Origin of the sequence: Paenarthrobacter sp. NPDC092416 (assembly GCF_044755025.1) — a bacterium.
In the GTDB taxonomy this organism is placed as follows: Bacteria; Actinomycetota; Actinomycetes; order Actinomycetales; family Micrococcaceae; genus Arthrobacter.
In genome coordinates, this window is the sequence record NZ_JBIVQG010000001.1 from 105,661 (window position 1) to 122,250 (window position 16,590).

Below are 16,590 nucleotides of genomic sequence, written 5' to 3' on the forward strand. Positions count from 1 at the left end.
ACTGAGCCCAGTGTAGCGCGGGTTTGACTGGAATGTAACGATTCAAGAATTGTCTTGACTCTCGCGAGGGGATGCGTCTAGATTTTCGGGAAAGCGTTTACTGACTGTGACGCGGCCCACCCGGGCTACCCTGATCGGCTCGCATAACTCGTTGTTCCGCAACTTCGCAACAACTTTTCTTGCCAGCAGATCGGGCTTCTTCTGCAACGATGGAGAGGGGATGCCATGGCGTCTGCCGCCTTTGGCTTTAAGGCCTACACGCTCTTTGACACACTCTTGTGGATTGCATGCCTGAATATCCTGTGGATCATTTTCACGGTACTGGGTGGCGTTGTCCTTGGGTGTGGTCCCAGCACTGTGGCAGCTCACATCCTGGTTCGCGAGAAGGTGCGCGGCGATGCCGTGCCGCTTGTGCGCCGCTTCGCCCGCGAGTACTTCAAGAACTTCGCCAAGGGGAATGCTCTTGGGTTGCCTGTGCTCATGGTGGGCGTAGCGCTCGTCCTGAACTGGGCGTATTTCTCGGCGGGCTGGGACTTTGGCTCGCAAGTGGCGTCGGCGGCGATCTTCGTCGCTGCCCTCTTTGCTGCCGGAGCGTGCTGCTACCTCTTCCCGATGTTTGCCCGCTACACCTTGCCGCTGCCCCAGTACTTCCTGATGTCCTCACGCTTTGCCATGAGGCACCTCGCCGGCACCGCCATTCTCCTTTTTGTGACTGCGGCCGCCGTGTTTGTTTGCCGTTCGGTGCCCGGATTGATTCCGTTCTTTGGGGTCGGGGCGTGGCTCTATGTCACCGGGTGGCTGTGCGATCGCTTCTTTGCTGCGAACGACCACGCCATGGGCGCCGGTGAAGCGGGCGGGGGGCGGGTCCTCGTAGCCCCGGCAGCGGCAGGCCCGGCGGCGGCAGGCCCGGCAGCGGCAGGCTCGGCGCCCGCAGGCCCGGCAACTGCTGCCCCAGCCGTCAGGCGGGAGGGCAACCTTGTCTGAGGTTCCACGCAACCGCCCTCCCGTTGATACCAGGATGCTCCTGCATCGCTCCTTGGACACCCCGGTCGCCGGCATTAATGAAACGTATCAAAGCGAAACATCCCTGTGGAGTTTCAAGAGCTTTCCTGCCAACTCCGCAGACACACCGTCAATCTCAACCAACCCCGAAGAAGTGGAAAAGGAACAGCAATGACCAAGAACATCCTGTCCCGTAAGAAGCCAGTGCTGGCGGCCGCCGTCGTCGTTTCTGCTGCCCTGGCGCTGACCGCCTGCGGTGGCGAAGCGCCCGCTGCGGACCTCAAATCCGTCAGCATCATGGCTCCCTTCCTGGAGGCCCAGCCGCCTACAGCCGATGGCGCCGTCCAGACGAAGCTGGAGGAGTTGACCGGCAAGGACATCAACATCACCTGGGCGCCGAACTCGTCCTATGAGGACAAGATGAACATCACGCTGGCATCCTCGGAAATTCCGCAGGTCATGGTGGTCCAGAGCAAGTCGCCCGGCTTCGTGAAGAATGCCGAAGCGGGCGCCTTCTGGGACCTGACGGACAAGCTCAAGGACTACCCGAACCTCAAGACCACGTTCCCGGACGTGGAGCAGAACGCCAGCGTCAACGGCAAGGTGTACGGCGTATTCCGCGCCCGCAACCCTATCCGTGCCGCGGTCATGTTCCGTCAGGACTGGCTGGACAAACTGGGTCTGAAGGCGCCGGAGACCACCGAAGACCTCTACAAAGTGGCCAAGGCATTCACTGAACAGGATCCTGACGGCAACGGCCAGAACGACACCTACGGCATCACCATTCCCAAGTGGGGTGCGCTCGGGACCAACAGCCCCTACGACATCATCGAAGAGTGGTACGGCGCCGGCAACCGGTGGACCGAGAAGGACGGCAAGCTGGTTCCGAGCTTCGAGACCGAGGAATTCCTGGAGGCCAACCGCTTCGTCAAGAAGATGGTGGATGAGAAACTCATCAACCCTGATTTCGCCACGTTCGACGGCACCAAATGGAACGAACCGTTTTTCAACGGCAAGGGCGGCATCATTGTCGACGTCGATTCCCGGGTCAGCGTGCTGATCAACCTCTTCAAGCAGGCCAACCCCAACGACTTCGAGAACAAGGTGGGCTTCGTCGGCAACCTCAAGGGGCCGGACGGCGAACTTCACGCGCACCCCACCGATGGCTACTCCGGCTTCCTGGCCATTCCCAAGTCCAGTGTCCGCACCGAAGCTGAGCTGAACAACGTGCTCTCGTTCCTGGACAAGATGAACAGCAAGGAAGTTGCAGTACTCCTCAACAACGGCATCGAGGGCGTGAACTTCACCGAAGAAGAGGGCCTCGCCGCCACCATCAAGCCCGAAACGCCGGAGGGCAAGGTGGTCAACACCGATATCAAGAGCTACGCCCAGCTCGGCACCAACGTCACCGGCAACAACTACTACCCGGTCAAGCAGGCCTCCGAGTATGAGCAGAAGGTCTACGATGACCGGGTCAAGCTGATGGCCGAAGACCTCAAGAGTGCCGTCTACAACCCGGCTGCCGCGTTTGTTTCACCGACCTACGTGGCCAAGGGCGCGCAGCTGGACAACATCGTCTCCGATGCCCGCATCAAGTATCTCGCCGGCCAGATCGACGAGCAGGGCCTGAAGGACGCCATCAAGCTGTGGAACACCAGCGGCGGTGAAAAGGTCAAGGAAGAAATCAACAAGCTGTGGCAGGACACCAAGAAGTGACCGCCCCGGTTGTTGAAGCCAAAGCTGCGGAGCGGGCGGCCACGCAGCCGCCCGCCCCGTTGCGGCGGCGCGGCTTCGCCGTTCACTTTGCGCACTACAAGTGGCTGTATCTGCTGTTGTTGCCTGGAGTCCTGTATTTCGCGGTGTTCCGATACGGGCCCATGTACGGGGTGTCCATCGCGTTCAAGGACTACGTCCCTTTCCTTGGTGTCAATGGCAGCCCCTGGGTGGGCGTCACGAACTTCACGGATTTCTTTGCCAATCCGGATTTCCCGCGTTTGCTCGGCAACACCCTGATCCTGGCGGTACTGAACCTGGGCATCGCCTTTCCTCTGACCATCATCTTGGCGCTGCTGCTCAACGAGGTCCGGCTCTCGATCCTCAAGCGAACAGTGCAGACGCTCGTGTACATTCCGCACTTCTTGTCCTGGACCATCGTGGCGTCACTGAGCTTCCTGCTTTTCGCCCTGGACATTGGACCGTTGTTCCAGTTCGTCAACGGCTTGTTCGGCACCAACGTGGACATCCTGTCGGATCCCAACTGGTTCCGGCCGCTGATCGTGCTCCAGGAAATCTGGAAGAACACCGGCTGGGGGACCATCATTTTCCTGGCCGCGCTGGCCACCGTGGATCAGGACCAGTACGAGGCTGCGATTATCGACGGCGCCGGCAGGTTCCGTCGCGTCTGGCACATCACCCTGCCCGGCATCCGTTCCACCATCATCGTGATGCTGATCCTGGCCATCGGGCAGATGCTGAACACGGGGTTTGAACAGATCTACCTCATGACCAACGCACTCAACCGCAGCGTGGCCGACGTCTTCGATACCTACGTCTACTTTGTGGGCATCACCCAAGGCGCCTACAGCTACAGCACCGCCGTCGGGCTTTTCAAGTCCCTGGTGGGCATCGTGCTGATCTTCGGCACCAACTGGCTGTCCAAGCGGTTCAACCAGAGCGGACTGTTCTAATGAAGATTCACAACACCACCGGCGGACGGGTTTTCGATGCCGCCAATTACGTCTTCCTGTCCCTGATCGGCATCATCACCTTGCTGCCGTTCGTGTACGTCATGGCTGGGTCCTTCGCCACGGAAGCGGAAATCACCCGACGGGCGTTCTTCGTCTGGCCGGAGCAATTCACCTTCTCCGCCTACGAGTACATCTTCTCCACGCCGGCATTTACCCGGGCACTGATCACCACTGTGCTGGTCACGGTGGTGGGCACCCTGGTGCAATTGGTCCTGACAGTCACCATGGCCTATCCGCTGGCCAAACGCGGGCTGCGGGGGCGGAAACTGATCCTGTCCCTGGTGGTCTTCGCCATGGTCTTCTCCGGGGGCATGATCCCCACGTTCCTGCTGGTCAAGGACCTGGGCTTGCTGAACAGCTACTGGGCGCTGATCCTGCCCGCGGCCATCAACCCGTTCAGCTTGATCATCATCAAGAACTTCTTCCAGGAACTCCCCGCTGAGTTGGAAGAGTCCGCCAAGATGGACGGTGCCACGGAAATCGGGATTCTCTGGCGCATCCTGCTGCCGTTGTCCAAACCGGTGTTGGCTACCTTTGCCCTGTTCTATGCCGTAGGGATCTGGAATGACTTCATGTCCCCGCTGCTGTACCTCAGCGATAACAACATGTGGACGCTGCAGATGTACCTGCGCCAAGTCACCGCGGCCTCGGACCTGCTTGGCACCGGCAACGTCGACCCCACGTACATCCCGCCCGAGCAAGGCATCAAGTTCGCCGTGATCGTGGTGGCCACCCTGCCCATCCTGATCTTCTACCCGTTCCTGCAGAAGCACTTCGCCAAGGGCATGCTGATCGGGTCCGTCAAGGGCTGACGTGCCGCGGCTCTTGGGCTCCCGTGGCTCTTGCGCTCCCAAAATCACGAAAGGACAACCATGAAAATCCTCCTCGCGGGCGACTCCACTGTGGCTGCCTGCCCCAGCTACGAGTACCCCATGAGCGGCTGGGGCGCCCATCTCGCGCCTGAGACCTACTGGTGGGCCGCCGTCCACAACCATGCCAAGGGTGGTGCCACCACGGAGTCGTTCCGTGCTGAGGGCCTCTGGCACGAGTTGCTCCATCAGACGGTGCAGGGCGATCTTGTCCTGATCCAATTCGGCCACAACGACCAAAAGCGCGAGCACCTCGCCGCCCGGACTGGCTATACGGACAACCTCCGCCGCATGTTGGCCGACGTCCGGTCCAAGGGCGGCGTTCCCATCCTGTGCACCTCGGTGGAGCGGCGACACTTCACGGCCGGACGCCTCGATGTCACGTTGGGCGACTACCCTCTGGTGGTTCGCAAACTGGCGGACGAACTTGGCGTGGCCGTCATTGACCTCAATGCCTGGACCCGCAACCTCTATACCGAACTGGGGGAGGAACGCTCCAAGGAATTGTTCTTCCACGTCGCTCCCGGCGAGCACTCGCACTGGGCCGGCGGCCTCGAGGACGATACGCACTTCCACGAGAAGGGTGCCAAACGCATTGCGGTTTTCGTCGCCGAGCAGTTGGAGGCCTTGGGCTACGGGCTGGCTTCCAGCGTCAGGGTGGGAGCGCAGGTTTGATCTATTCCAACGCCCTGAGGGGTCCTGCGGACATTGCTGATTGGGTCGCCGAAGGTCCGGTTCAGTCAGGAACGTACGACGACGGCGGGCCGGGCGTGGGTGCCGATGGGACCAGCGCGCTGGTCCTGTCGGGCTCGCTTGACGCGGAGGAGCACGGAGATCGCGCGCACTGGACCCTGTGGTGCCGGGAAGAACTGCCGGATCACGTCCGGATCAGCTGGGAGTTCCTGCCGTTGGCGGAGCCCGGCCTTGCCATGGTGTTCTTCTCCGCAGCGGGTCATCGCGGGGAGAACCTTTTCTCCTCAGACTTGGCACCGCGAACGGGCTTCTATCCGCAGTATCACTCGGGGGACATCGATGCCCTTCATATCTCGTACTTCCGGCATAAGTACGCTTCCGAGCGGGCGTTCCGGACGTGCAACCTTCGAAAGAGCGCCGGCTTCGAGCTCGTGACACAGGGCGCCGATCCGCTCCCTCCGGCAGACGACGCGAACGGCTTCTATCGGATGGAAGTCATCAAGGATGGCCCGCGGGTGGGCTTCTCCATCAACGGCCTGCCCCTGTTCGAGTGGGACGACCCGGGCCCGCAGCATTTGGGCGGCGGATACTTCGGAATCCGCCAGATGGCGCCCCTCAAGGCCGCCTACCGGAACCTTGTCGTCGAGACTCTTCGAGCCGCGGAATCCTGCGACCCGGGACACGGCGCCATGACGTAGGATGTCCTCAGGATGCCGCACTTGCCTGCATCAGCCCCCCGCCACCCCTCTTACCAACCTGAACCGGAATGGACCATGCCCCTCTTCGATCTTCCCCTTGAGCAGCTCCGCGACTACACCTCCAGCGCGGTGCCGCCGGCGGATCTGGACGCCTTCTGGGACCGCACCCTTGCCGAGGCGCAGGCGCACCCGCTGGCGGCAGTCTTTGAGCCCGTGGACAACTACCTCGGCGTGATCGACACCTTCGATGTCTCGTATTCCGGCTTCGGAGGAGACCGCATCAAGGGCTGGCTGCATGTCCCGTCCCAGCTTGAGCCCAGCGCCGAGCTTCCCGTCGTGGTGGAGTACATCGGCTATTCAGGTGGCCGCGGACTCGTCAACCAGAACACCCGATGGGCACAGGCCGGCTACGCGCACTTCATTATGGATACGCGCGGCCAAGGCTATGGCGGCGTCTCCGGAGACACCCCGGATCCGCACCCCTCGGCGGGCGGCATCAACTACGCCGGACTCATGACCCGAGGCGCCGATCACCAAGACAACTATTATTTCCGGCGAGTCTACGTGGACGCCTTCCGGGCGGTAGAAGCGGCGCAGAGCCATCCCGCCGTCGACCGTTCCAAAGTAATCCTGGCCGGTGTGAGCCAAGGCGGGGGCATCACCGTTGCGGCTGCAGGGCTTGCGGCCGGAAGGCTCGACGGCGTCATCGCCGCGCTGCCCGACGTCCCGTTCCTGCAGGATTTCCCGCGCGCGATCGACATCGCCCCGCGTGGTCCGTATCCGGAGATTGCCGGCTTCCTGGGCCGCCACCGGGACCGCTATGACTCCATGTTGGCTGTGTTGAACTATTTCGACGGCGTGCACCTGGGCCGGGCTGCCAGTGTGCCTGCGCTCTTTTCCGCGGCGCAGATGGACGACATTTGCCCGCCGTCCACCGTCTTCGCAAGCTACAACAATTACGGGGTTTCAGGCGGCGCCCCGGAGAAGGACGTCGAGGTTTACCGCTTCAACAACCACGAGGGTGGGCAGGAGCATCACTGGATCAAGCAGTTGCAGTTCCTTCGCAAACTGCTGTCATCTTGATGGACACGATTTGTCCCGTTCACTGAACCGCGGTTATGGTGTGGCTATGACTAACCGTTGGTATGCGTATTTTTCGTTGGCTCTGGAGGGGCCCGCGTCTAACTGACACGCATCCAACTTTCCTTCAGAGCCAACAGGGCAGAGATCATTCTCTGCCCTTCGCCATATCCGGCGGGTTCTGAAAAGGGGCCCGCTCCGCATCCGGAACAGGACCCAGAAAATGACCAGCATCACCGCAGAACCCACTGAATCGCTCGAATCCGCTAACGCCACGCAGCCCACCACCTCCAACCTCCGCGTCGCCCGCTTCGAGCCCCTTCCGGCACCGCAGGACCTCATCGCTGAGTTGCCGCTCGACGCCCGCTCAGCTGCCGTCGTCGACCGTGGCCGTGACGAAGTCCGCGCCATCATGGACGGCGTTGATGACCGTCTGCTGGTGATCGTTGGTCCGTGCTCCATCCACGATCCCAAGGCCGGCCTTGAATACGCCCGCCGGCTGGTCAGCCAGGCCGAGAAGCACAAGGAAGACTTGCTGGTGGTCATGCGCACCTACTTCGAGAAGCCGCGCACCACGGTCGGCTGGAAGGGCCTCATCAACGATCCCCACCTCGACGGCAGCCACGACATCGCCGCAGGCCTGCGCGCAGCCCGTGGCTTCCTGAAGCAGGTCACGGCGCTCGGACTTCCCACGGCCACCGAATTCCTGGAGCCGATCAGCCCGCAGTACATGGCGGACCTCGTATCCTGGGGCGCGATCGGCGCCCGCACCACCGAAAGCCAGATCCACCGCCAGCTCGCCTCCGGCCTGTCCATGCCCATCGGCTTCAAGAACGGCACCGACGGCGACCTCCAGGTGGCGATTGACGCGTGCGGCGCCTCTGCCGCTGAGCAGGCCTTCCTCGGAATCGACGACGACGGTCGCGCGGCTCTCGTGGCGACGTCGGGCAACCCGGACACCCACGTGATCCTGCGCGGCGGACGCAAGGGCCCGAACTACTCGCAGGAAGATGTCGCTGCCGCCTCGTCCAAGTTGGCCGCGAAGGGACTGAACCCCCGCCTGATCGTGGACGCCAGCCACGCCAACAGCGGCAAGAGCCACCACCGTCAGGCCGAAGTTGCGCTGGAAATCGGTGCGCAGCTTGAGGCAGGGGAGAGCTCGCCGATCGCCGGCGTGATGCTCGAAAGCTTCCTGGTTGGCGGGGCACAGAACCTGGATACGGCCAAGCAGCTGGCAGGTGAGCAGGAATTGGTCTACGGCCAAAGCGTGACGGACGCCTGCATGGAGTGGGATGTTACGGCGTCGGTGCTGGAGCAGCTTGCCGCCTCTGCCCGCAAGCGTCGGGTTGCTACGGCCGAGTAGTGGCGGGCTGAGCCGGGTCCCGTTCCGGCCGTGTTCCGTTCGGGGGTGGCCCGTTTCGGGGGTTCGCTGCGGATCATGCCGTGCGTTCGGCATTCCTCGCAGCCAACCCCCGAAACGGGTGATCTACAGCCGAGAAGCAGGCTCCCAGTTGCTGGAAACACTTTCACATTGGCCCCATCAGCCCCTAGAGTATCTAGCACATGGTTGTTTGATGGCTCAGCATCGGCACACCGTTCTACTGGGGGTGTCCTGTCCAGCTGAGAGCAAAGGAATATGGGAAATGTCCGCGGAGACTAACTTCTCGAATGCGCGTTTCATGACGGTGGCTGAAGTGGCCGACGTCTTGCGTGTTTCCAAAATGACTGTGTATCGCCTGGTCCACTCAGGGGAAATGCCGGCCGTCCGGTTCGGCCGTTCCTTCCGGGTTCCGGAAGAGGCCGTTGCCCAGTACCTCAAAGGTGCTGTGGTGGACGGGCAATCCGAAACTGCCTGAGGCTGCCAAGGTCCGTCCCGCGGACCGTGGTCACGGGGTGCCCCTCCGAAGCGGTACTCTGTTAAGGAACGTTTTACGTCATTGTAAGAATCTGTCAGTTGTGCTGTCTGCTGCTTTGTCCGCGGATCCGTTCCAACAGACAGGACCTTCATCTAGTTTGTAAGGAACTTTCGTGGGTTCAGTTATCAAGAAGCGCCGCAAGCGTATGGCCAAGAAGAAGCACCGCAAGCTGCTTCGCAAGACTCGCCACCAGCGCCGCAATAAGAAGTAGAGATACTTCACAAAGCGTGAATGCCCGCAGCCTTTCGAGGCGGCGGGCATTTTTGCATCCCACCCCACCGGTCCTCTCTCACATCCCGTCGGGTTTCCATCGGCCCTCTCTCAGGTCCTGTCGGGTTTCCATCGGCCCTCTCTCAGGTCCTGTCGGGTTTCCACCGGCCCCCTCTCACATCCTGTCGGGTTTCCCCCGGCCCTCTCTCACATCCTGTCGGGTTTCCATCGGCCCTCTCTCACGTCATACGCACGACGGCGGCACAGTCGCCGTCGTGCGCCCGCAGCACTGACCGGGCAATTTGGCTAGACTCGAGGCATGCCCGACGAGAAGAACGCCGCTGCGGTCACGGAGGCCAAGGCGCCGCAGCACACTGGCGAAGCCGCTTTCTTCGACGTCGACAACACCCTCATGAAGGGCGCGAGCCTCTTCCATGTGGCCCGCAAGATGTATGAGCGCAAGGCGTTCACTCTCTCCCAGGCAGCCGGCTTCGCCTGGAAACAGTTCAAGTTTGTGATGCGCGGCGAAAACATGGATGACGTCCATTCCGTTCGCGACTCTGCCCTCACCCTTGCGGCCGGTATTTCGGTGGCGGATGTCATGGCTCTGGGCGAAGAGGTCTACGACGAAATGATCGAGTCCCGGATCTGGCCCGGAACAAAGGCGCTGGCCGAACAGCACCTGCGCGTGGGGCGAAAGGTCTGGTTGGTGACCGCCACTCCCATTGAAGTTGCGACGGTGATTTCCACCAGGCTCGGGCTGACCGGCGCACTGGGAACGGTGGGCGAGGTAGAAGCCGGCATGTACACCGGGCGCTTGGTGGGCGACATTCTGCACGGTTCAGCCAAAGCCGTGGCAGTCAAGCGGGTGGCCGAGGAAGAGAACCTGGATCTCGATCACTGCTGGGCATACAGCGACTCTGCAAACGACATCCCGCTCCTCACCCTTGTGGGCCATCCGGTGGTCATCAATCCGGATTCCCGGCTCCGCCGCCACGCGCGCGAGCACAACTGGCCCGTGTATGACTTCCGGTCCGGCCGCAGGGCCGCGACTCTCGGGCTCAAGGCAGCCACCGTGGGCGGGGCTGTCTACGGGCTGTGGCGAGGTTTCTCAAATTTCCGCGGCCCACGCGTTTAAACTCTCCTGGATCCGGCCCGCCCAAACGCACCTGTGGATAACTTCTGCAGGCTTAAGTGCTTCTGGGCAACAATGCCGTATGGAAAAATCAACGCCCTTCCCCGCAACGCTTGTCGTCGCTCCGTTTACGCTGGAAGAGGCCATTACTGCTGGCGTTGCGCGGCCGCAGTTATGGCGTCGTCCCGAAATTGAGTCGGTGAGCCGGGGGTTGTATCGGCATGCCGACTGGGATTTTGAACTCACCGCTGCCGCTCGGTCTCTCTCGGCTTCGAGCCCAGGCGCCTGGGTCTCACATGTTACGGCCGCCCGCATCCATGGGCTTTGCCTGCCCCCTTGGCTGTCGGATTCCAACGAGCTTCACCTGAGCAAGCCTCGCCATTTGCAGCCGGTACGACGCAAGGGAGTGATAGGGCACACGGTGTTGGTTTCCGAAGACGAAATCGAGAATGTTCACGGCATCTGCATCAGCACACGTGCCAGAACATGGCTGGACCTGGCACGTCGTCTGCCACTGTCCGATCTGGTCTGTCTTGGCGACGAACTGATTCGGATTCCCCGGCCGGAATTCGAAGGGCGAACTGACTCCTTCACAACCATCGCTGCCCTCAGGACAATGGTGGACCGCCACAAGAATTTCCAGGGCGTGGTCCGTGCCAGGGAAGCGTTGGAGATCATGCGCGTAGGGGCGGATTCTGCACCTGAGACGCTCCTGCGACTTGCCATGCTTGACGCCGGCATTCCGGAACCAGAGTTGCAGGTCCGACTTCGACCAGATGACCCGTTCTCGCCCTCGGCTGATTTGGGCTTCCGCGGCCGCCGGGTCGCCATCCAGTACGACGGCGGTCATCACCTTGAGGAGGCACAGGCACTGAGCGATCGGCGTCGGGATAAGGCTTTCGAAGCAGCAGGATGGGTAGTCCTCAAATTTGGAAAAGAGGATCTGGCGGACAACTTTGCCAAAGCCACACGGCGGATCAAGAAAGTGCTCCGGACCGCCTGGACAGATCCGGCCGTCCGCGCTGGCTTCGTCCGGGGTGGGATGTGAGTGAGGGTGGCCCGGTTGGGGGTGGGATGTGAGTGGGGGTGGCCCGGCTGGGGGTGGGATGTGGGAGAGCGTTGGGGGAGAAGGGCGTGGACAGATACCGTTGAGACATGGCTAATCCCGACGTCGTACTCCTCACCAAAGCTGACTGCCACCTCTGCGCGGAGGCGCGTGCCGCCGTCGAACGCGTTACGTCTTCGCTTGGCGTGAACTGGTCGGAGCAGACCATCGACGCCGACCCCGAACTCCAGGAGCGTTACGCAGAAGAGATTCCCGTGGTGTTGGTGAACGGCATCCAGCGCGACTTTTGGAAGATCGACGAGCAACGGCTGACCCGTGTACTGCAGAAAGTCATCCAAAACTGACGGCGCGGTTACCGGAAAGTAACGGCTTTTGTTGAGTCCGGCAACAGGGCCCTAGAGTGGAACAACAAGCAACTCAATGGAGAATACCGTGACTGCGCTGGAACCGTCCCCGGAGGCAACGACGGGTGATAACGAAGCTGCGACGAAGCAGATCCCGCCCGCTGCTGTGGCCCGGATGACTCTTTATTTGCGCGCGCTCAACTCCCTTTTGGCGGAAGGCGTGGAACGCGTCTCCTCCGAAGCCCTGGCCGAAGCCTCGGGCGTCAGCTCTTCCACCCTTCGCAAGGACCTGTCCTATGTGGGCTCCTACGGCACGCGTGGTGTCGGTTACGAAGTCCAATACCTGAGCCGGCACATCGCTGCGGCTCTTGGACTGACGCACGACTGGAAGGTCGCGATAGTCGGTGCCGGTAACCTCGGCAAGGCCTTGGCACGGTACGGCGGCTTCGAATCGAGGGGTTTCGACGTCGTGGCAATCTTCGATGCGGACCCGATGGTGATCGGCAACGAGGTCGGCTGGCTGCGGGTCAGCGATACCGCGGAATTGGAGCGGGTCCTGGAACGTACGCACACCAACATGGTGGTGCTGGCGCTTCCAGCGACTGTTGCCCAAGCAGTCTGCGACCGGGTGATCGCCGCGGGAATCCGGAGCATCCTCAGCTTCGCCCCGGTGCTGCTGCAGGTCCCGCCGCACGTCAACCTGCGCAAAGTGGACATGGCCACCGAACTCCAGATTCTGGCCTACCACGCACAGCGGGCGCAGACACCGGGCCAGGCTGTTTAGCCGAACCGGGTCCACGCCCGTTGGAGGGTGCTGCTGAATATGTAAGGCCTAGCGGCCGTACGGGTTCTGGTATGGGTTGCCGAATGCCTGCTGCTTGCGGAAGTACGGGGCCGACGCCGGCAGGTACAGCAGGACGATCGCTGCGACACCCAGCAGGATTGTCAGGAGCTGGAGCACGCCGTAGAGCGCGCCGAGGGTGAAGAGGCTGGTGAGGCCCAGAACGGAGATCGCAGCGAAGACCGTGCCAAGGATCCTGGCCCAGTTCTTGCCCTTGCGGACCGGGAAGGCCACCAGCGCGTAGAGGCCCAGCGAAATGATGGCGCCGATGATTCCGCCCACTGCCATGGCGCCCTGCATGCCTTCAAAGGCACCGGGAGGGAACTCCTGGCCCTGCTGGGCAGCTTGCTGCATCATGGCATCAATGAAGGGCTGCCCTCCGCTGAAGGCAAGAACCAGCGAGCTGATGGCGGAGAGTGCGCCGGCTGCGATGATCATCCAGAAGGACATGTTGACCAGCGGGGGAACCGTTGCAGGACCTGGTTGCTGGCTCGGCCAGTTGGTGTCCTGGCCGTACTGCGGAACCTGGCCGTACGGCGAGGGCTGCTGACCGAACTGCGGAGCCTGCTGCCCGAACTGCGGAGCCTGCTGACCGAACTGCGGAGCCTGCTGCCCGTACTGGGGTGCGGCGGGCTGGCCGTAAGGTGAGGGCGGCTGCGGGGCCGGCTGGCCGTACTGGGGTGCAGCGGGCTGACCATACTGCGGTGCGGGAGGCTGCGGCGCGGATGGCTGCTGTCCCTGTTCGGGGGAGCGTTCGCCGTACTGCGGCTGCTCAGGCTTGGGAGCGTCGCCCGGGTTGGACGGCGGGTACGGAGGGTTGCTCATGCTGTTCCTTTGCTTGTTCGACTGCTGTGACGGCTGCCGGGTTCAGCAAGAAGACCCTCCCCCAGCCTGGCTCTGCTTCAACCGTACCTCCAGGGTCCGGCGCTGCTACCGATCACACGCAGGAATTTCCTGTATCGCGGGGAAATCATCCTGACGGCTTACGCCTTCATGATGAAGGCCGCGGGGTCCCCCGGGGAACCGGCCGCGGCCTTCTGCTCGCATGCTCGCCCGTCAAACCCGACGGCGGCATATGAGGTAGCGCTAGACGCCGCCCTTGACTGCCTTGAACCAGAGTTGCGAGTTCGGGAGCCACATCAGCACCACTGCGACGGCGCTGACGAGGAAGCCGAACCAGTTGCCGCCGGCCCCGCCGGCGTTTGCGGCGCTGAAGATGGCGAGCAGCAAGGAAACGGCGGCCAGGATGGTCAAGGCGAGGCGGGCCCACTCCTTGCCTTCCTTCATCTTCATGGCCATGACGATTTGTGCCGCCGAGACCGCCAACCCGATCAACACGAAGACCAGAGCCAAAGCGGCATAGCCCGGTGCGAACGCGAAGGCCGCGATAACGACGAAGAAGCCGATGAGTCCGAGCAGGAGGCCGATCAGGCCCCAAATGACCCAGATGAAGTAGGACACTTTCAGCTCTGTGGGCAAGCCCTGTGTTTTGAAGATTCCGGAGAATCCGCCCTGCGGCATCACGTCATTGAAGTTACGGGGTCCGTCAGTGGGCATCTCGAAGTGGAAACCGCCCGGCTGGGCTGGCTGGCCCGGCTGAGCCGGAGGAACGGGCTGCGACGGCGGCTGATATCCCTGTGGTGGTTGGTAGCCCTGCGGAGGCTGGTAACCCGCAGGAGGAACATTGCCGGGCTGCGGAGGCTGGGCGCCGGGCTGCTGAGGCTGTGGAACTTCGTCTGGGTTACTCATGGCATCACTTTAGACCGCAGGTTGAAGGATGCATAGGAAATTCGGAGCCAATTCGCAGCCAAATACAGGCTATCTGCCGAACAATTGGTGGGTGACTCATGAGTACGCGAAACGGCGCCCCCGCACGGTGAACATGCACTGTGCTGAGGCGCCGTTGATGCGCATGATGATCCCGGACAGGGGCCGGACAGGATCAGGCGGAAGGTGCGATGAACGCGAGCTCAAGGTTGATGACAACCTTGTCGCTGACCAGGACGCCGCCGGCTTCGAGCACGGCGTTCCAGGTGAGGCCGAACTCCTTGCGGCTGATGGTGGTCTCGCCGGAGATGCCTGCCCGGGTGTTGCCGAACGGGTCGACCGCTACGCCGTTGAATTCGGTCTCGATGGAGACCTCTTTGGTGACGCCCTTGATGGTGAGATCGCCCACGAGGTCGAAGCCGTCGCCGTTGGCCTTGACGTGGCGGGAGACGAAGGTCATTTCCGGGAACTTCTCGACGTCGAAGAAGTCTTCACCCTTGACGTGGCCGTCGCGGTTGACGTCGCCGGAGTCGAAGCTGGCGGTCTGGATGGAGGCGGTGACCTTGGAATCGGTCAGTGCTTCGCCGACCTCCAGGGTGGCCTCGGCGTCCTTGAACTGGCCGCGGACCTTGCTGATGCCCGCGTGGCGGACGGTGAAGCCGATCTCGCTGTGCGAGTTGTCGAGGGTCCAGATGCCGGTGGTGACGTTGGCGGGGATAGTCATCATGGTGTTGCTCCTAAGTGGTGTGGAAGGTTTCCGCTTGCTTGCCCGGCCGGCAGCTCCAAGCGATTACTTGAAGTGTCAACCGAGCGCTGTACTCAGTATAAACATGCATATGCATCTTTTATTCCACTCCGCTGGAACATTTTCGGAAAACTTTGAGTTCTACTGTCGGTAGAAGATTTCAGATCGCCCCGCTTCTTTGAGAAACTGGTAAACATGCCCCAAGCAACTGTCCATCTGCTTCGCCATGGCGAGGTCCACAATCCCGATGGCGTCCTGTATGGCCGGCTGCCGGAATTCCACCTCTCCGAGCGGGGCCGGCAGATGGCCCGGATGCTCGCGGACCACTTCGCAGCCCGCGTCAGCGATGGTGCCAAGATCGTCTACCTGGTCGCCTCGCCGCTGACGCGCGCCCAGGAAACGGCCATGCCCACGGCCGAGGCTCTCAATCTCGAGATCCACACCGAGCCACGGATCATCGAGGCAGAGAACCACTTTGAGGGTCTCCACCCCACCCCCGGCGAATTCATGAAACCAAAGCACTGGATCTACTTCCGCAATCCAATGCGCCCGTCGTGGGGCGAACCGTATACCGAACAGGCCGCCCGTGTGCTGGCCGCGGTGGAGGATGCACGGGTCAAGGCCATTGAGCTGGGTGGCGACGGCGCCGAAGCCGTGCTCGTCAGTCACCAGCTGCCGATTTGGTCCACCCGCTTGACCGCCGAGGGGCGTCGCCTTGCGCACGATCCCCGCAAGCGTGAATGCACGCTCACTTCCCTGACGTCCCTTGTATTCGACGACGACGGCAAGATTGCGCGCGTTGACTACAGCGAACCCGCTGCCGTGCTGCTTCCCGGCGCGGCCAGCACCCCGGGGGCATAGAGAGATATGGACACCAACCTTTCCCGCCGCGCAGCACTCACGGCCGGCGGCGTCCTCCTTGCCGGCCTGACCATGGGCCTTTCAGCGTGTGCGCAGGAAGACGCCCTGGCCAAGCAGGCCAAAGCGGGCGACAACAAGAACTATGTTGCCGGCGACGGTTCCGTGACCGAGTTCGCCAAGGCTGACCGTGCCGCACCCGTTGCCCTCAAGGGCACGCTGTTCAACGGCACTGACGTAAAGCCCGAGGACCTCAAAGGCAAAGTCACGGTGCTGAACTTCTGGTTCGCTGCCTGCGCCCCCTGCCGCGTGGAAGCCCCGCAGCTTGAAGCGCTCCACCAGGAATTCAAGGACCAGGGCGTCCAGTTCTTCGGTGTGAACCTCCGCGATGAGAAAGCCACCGCGGAGGCCTTCGACAAGACCTTCAACCTGACGTACCCGAGCTTCAACGACAAGGACGGCGCCGTGCTGCTGTCCGTCTCCGGGATCGTTCCTCCTGGAGCCGTTCCCACCACGCTGGTCCTGGACAAGGACGGCAAAGTGGCCTCCCGCGTGCTCGGTGAAATCGAGAAGAGTACCCTCAAAGCCCTCATCACGTCCGCAGTAGCTGAGTAGCGCC

General features: G+C 62.2%; 19 protein-coding genes. 16 read left to right on the top strand and 3 right to left on the bottom strand.

Annotation, left to right across the window (positions count from 1 at the left end):
• Nucleotides 1-225 precede the first annotated feature (225 nt).
• The 14 genes from ACIQC5_RS00455 to ACIQC5_RS00520 all read left to right on the top strand — a co-directional run bounded on the left by ACIQC5_RS00455 (nucleotide 226) and on the right by ACIQC5_RS00520 (nucleotide 12,544).
• Nucleotides 226-984, top strand: a complete 759-nt coding sequence (locus ACIQC5_RS00455) for a YesL family protein (protein ID WP_400277637.1) — start codon at nucleotides 226-228, stop codon at nucleotides 982-984.
• Between the two features lie 189 nt (nucleotides 985-1,173).
• Nucleotides 1,174-2,718 carry an extracellular solute-binding protein gene (locus ACIQC5_RS00460; protein ID WP_400277638.1) on the top strand — a complete coding sequence of 515 codons (1,545 nt, stop codon included), beginning with the start codon at nucleotides 1,174-1,176 and terminating at the stop codon, nucleotides 2,716-2,718.
• Nucleotides 2,697-3,689, top strand: a complete 993-nt coding sequence (locus ACIQC5_RS00465) for an ABC transporter permease (RefSeq protein ID WP_400277640.1) — start codon at nucleotides 2,697-2,699, stop codon at nucleotides 3,687-3,689. Before ACIQC5_RS00460 ends, ACIQC5_RS00465 begins: the two co-directional genes overlap by 22 nt.
• Nucleotides 3,689-4,561, top strand: a complete 873-nt coding sequence (locus ACIQC5_RS00470) for a carbohydrate ABC transporter permease (protein WP_400277641.1) — start codon at nucleotides 3,689-3,691, stop codon at nucleotides 4,559-4,561. The genes ACIQC5_RS00465 and ACIQC5_RS00470 overlap by 1 nt, the downstream gene beginning before the upstream one ends.
• A gap of 60 nt (nucleotides 4,562-4,621) precedes the next feature.
• The gene (locus ACIQC5_RS00475; RefSeq protein WP_400277642.1) at nucleotides 4,622-5,293 is read left to right on the top strand and encodes a rhamnogalacturonan acetylesterase; all 672 of its coding nucleotides are present in this window, start codon (nucleotides 4,622-4,624) and stop codon (nucleotides 5,291-5,293) included.
• On the top strand, nucleotides 5,290-6,009 hold the full coding sequence (locus ACIQC5_RS00480) for a DUF1961 family protein (RefSeq protein WP_400277644.1): 720 nt from the start codon (nucleotides 5,290-5,292) through the stop codon (nucleotides 6,007-6,009). The genes ACIQC5_RS00475 and ACIQC5_RS00480 overlap by 4 nt, the downstream gene beginning before the upstream one ends.
• A 75-nt stretch (nucleotides 6,010-6,084) precedes the next feature.
• Nucleotides 6,085-7,092, top strand: a complete 1,008-nt coding sequence (locus ACIQC5_RS00485; RefSeq protein WP_400278660.1) for an acetylxylan esterase — start codon at nucleotides 6,085-6,087, stop codon at nucleotides 7,090-7,092.
• 220 nt (nucleotides 7,093-7,312) lie between these two features.
• Nucleotides 7,313-8,452 carry a 3-deoxy-7-phosphoheptulonate synthase gene (locus ACIQC5_RS00490; protein WP_400277645.1) on the top strand — a complete coding sequence of 380 codons (1,140 nt, stop codon included), beginning with the start codon at nucleotides 7,313-7,315 and terminating at the stop codon, nucleotides 8,450-8,452.
• 280 nt (nucleotides 8,453-8,732) lie between these two features.
• Entirely contained in the window at nucleotides 8,733-8,945 is a 213-nt protein-coding gene (locus tag ACIQC5_RS00495) for a helix-turn-helix domain-containing protein (RefSeq protein ID WP_017199160.1), read from the top strand.
• 172 nt (nucleotides 8,946-9,117) lie between these two features.
• Nucleotides 9,118-9,216 (top strand): 30S ribosomal protein bS22, encoded by a 99-nt coding sequence (locus tag ACIQC5_RS00500; protein WP_003792170.1) that lies wholly within the window; start codon nucleotides 9,118-9,120, stop codon nucleotides 9,214-9,216.
• 318 nt (nucleotides 9,217-9,534) lie between these two features.
• Nucleotides 9,535-10,353, top strand: coding sequence for an HAD family hydrolase (locus tag ACIQC5_RS00505; protein ID WP_400277647.1), 819 nt, complete (start codon nucleotides 9,535-9,537; stop codon nucleotides 10,351-10,353).
• A 79-nt stretch (nucleotides 10,354-10,432) separates the two neighbouring features.
• Nucleotides 10,433-11,398 (top strand): DUF559 domain-containing protein, encoded by a 966-nt coding sequence (locus ACIQC5_RS00510; RefSeq protein WP_400277648.1) that lies wholly within the window; start codon nucleotides 10,433-10,435, stop codon nucleotides 11,396-11,398.
• Nucleotides 11,399-11,505: 107 nt separating this feature from the next.
• Complete coding sequence (locus ACIQC5_RS00515; protein WP_400277650.1) at nucleotides 11,506-11,760, top strand: glutaredoxin family protein; 255 nt, start codon at nucleotides 11,506-11,508, stop codon at nucleotides 11,758-11,760.
• Nucleotides 11,761-11,836: 76 nt separating this feature from the next.
• A complete protein-coding gene (locus tag ACIQC5_RS00520) occupies nucleotides 11,837-12,544 on the top strand; it encodes a redox-sensing transcriptional repressor Rex (RefSeq protein WP_400277651.1) in 708 nt (235 codons plus the stop codon).
• A gap of 48 nt (nucleotides 12,545-12,592) precedes the next feature.
• On the opposite strand, the gene ACIQC5_RS00525 is transcribed toward ACIQC5_RS00520, so the two are convergent.
• The 3 genes from ACIQC5_RS00525 to ACIQC5_RS00535 form a co-directional block, all read right to left on the bottom strand.
• Nucleotides 12,593-13,426, bottom strand: coding sequence for a hypothetical protein (locus tag ACIQC5_RS00525; protein ID WP_400277653.1), 834 nt, complete (start codon nucleotides 13,424-13,426; stop codon nucleotides 12,593-12,595).
• Nucleotides 13,427-13,687: 261 nt separating this feature from the next.
• On the bottom strand, nucleotides 13,688-14,350 hold the full coding sequence (locus ACIQC5_RS00530; protein ID WP_400277654.1) for a hypothetical protein: 663 nt from the start codon (nucleotides 14,348-14,350) through the stop codon (nucleotides 13,688-13,690).
• A 193-nt stretch (nucleotides 14,351-14,543) separates the two neighbouring features.
• On the bottom strand, nucleotides 14,544-15,092 hold the full coding sequence (locus tag ACIQC5_RS00535; RefSeq protein WP_400278662.1) for a YceI family protein: 549 nt from the start codon (nucleotides 15,090-15,092) through the stop codon (nucleotides 14,544-14,546).
• Between the two features lie 216 nt (nucleotides 15,093-15,308).
• On the opposite strand from ACIQC5_RS00535, the gene ACIQC5_RS00540 reads away from it, so the two are divergent.
• Nucleotides 15,309-15,974, top strand: coding sequence for a histidine phosphatase family protein (locus ACIQC5_RS00540; RefSeq protein ID WP_400277655.1), 666 nt, complete (start codon nucleotides 15,309-15,311; stop codon nucleotides 15,972-15,974).
• 6 nt (nucleotides 15,975-15,980) lie between these two features.
• Nucleotides 15,981-16,586, top strand: a complete 606-nt coding sequence (locus tag ACIQC5_RS00545; RefSeq protein ID WP_400277657.1) for a TlpA family protein disulfide reductase — start codon at nucleotides 15,981-15,983, stop codon at nucleotides 16,584-16,586.
• Nucleotides 16,587-16,590 lie beyond the last annotated feature (4 nt).

What these genes read in the sequence shown, in the direction of transcription:
- ACIQC5_RS00455 (WP_400277637.1), top strand. Translation starts at nt 226, where the DNA reads ATGGCGTCTGCCGCCTTTGGCTTTAAGGCCTACACGCTCTTTGACACA.
- ACIQC5_RS00460 (WP_400277638.1), top strand. Translation starts at nt 1,174, where the DNA reads ATGACCAAGAACATCCTGTCCCGTAAGAAGCCAGTGCTGGCGGCCGCC.
- ACIQC5_RS00470 (WP_400277641.1), top strand. Translation starts at nt 3,689, where the DNA reads ATGAAGATTCACAACACCACCGGCGGACGGGTTTTCGATGCCGCCAAT.
- ACIQC5_RS00475 (WP_400277642.1), top strand. Translation starts at nt 4,622, where the DNA reads ATGAAAATCCTCCTCGCGGGCGACTCCACTGTGGCTGCCTGCCCCAGC.
- ACIQC5_RS00485 (WP_400278660.1), top strand. Translation starts at nt 6,085, where the DNA reads ATGCCCCTCTTCGATCTTCCCCTTGAGCAGCTCCGCGACTACACCTCC.
- ACIQC5_RS00490 (WP_400277645.1), top strand. Translation starts at nt 7,313, where the DNA reads ATGACCAGCATCACCGCAGAACCCACTGAATCGCTCGAATCCGCTAAC.
- ACIQC5_RS00495 (WP_017199160.1), top strand. Translation starts at nt 8,733, where the DNA reads ATGTCCGCGGAGACTAACTTCTCGAATGCGCGTTTCATGACGGTGGCT.
- ACIQC5_RS00505 (WP_400277647.1), top strand. Translation starts at nt 9,535, where the DNA reads ATGCCCGACGAGAAGAACGCCGCTGCGGTCACGGAGGCCAAGGCGCCG.
- ACIQC5_RS00510 (WP_400277648.1), top strand. Translation starts at nt 10,433, where the DNA reads ATGGAAAAATCAACGCCCTTCCCCGCAACGCTTGTCGTCGCTCCGTTT.
- ACIQC5_RS00515 (WP_400277650.1), top strand. Translation starts at nt 11,506, where the DNA reads ATGGCTAATCCCGACGTCGTACTCCTCACCAAAGCTGACTGCCACCTC.
- ACIQC5_RS00520 (WP_400277651.1), top strand. Translation starts at nt 11,837, where the DNA reads ATGGAGAATACCGTGACTGCGCTGGAACCGTCCCCGGAGGCAACGACG.
- ACIQC5_RS00525 (WP_400277653.1), bottom strand. Translation starts at nt 13,426, where the DNA reads ATGAGCAACCCTCCGTACCCGCCGTCCAACCCGGGCGACGCTCCCAAG.
- ACIQC5_RS00530 (WP_400277654.1), bottom strand. Translation starts at nt 14,350, where the DNA reads ATGAGTAACCCAGACGAAGTTCCACAGCCTCAGCAGCCCGGCGCCCAG.
- ACIQC5_RS00535 (WP_400278662.1), bottom strand. Translation starts at nt 15,092, where the DNA reads ATGACTATCCCCGCCAACGTCACCACCGGCATCTGGACCCTCGACAAC.
- ACIQC5_RS00540 (WP_400277655.1), top strand. Translation starts at nt 15,309, where the DNA reads ATGCCCCAAGCAACTGTCCATCTGCTTCGCCATGGCGAGGTCCACAAT.
- ACIQC5_RS00545 (WP_400277657.1), top strand. Translation starts at nt 15,981, where the DNA reads ATGGACACCAACCTTTCCCGCCGCGCAGCACTCACGGCCGGCGGCGTC.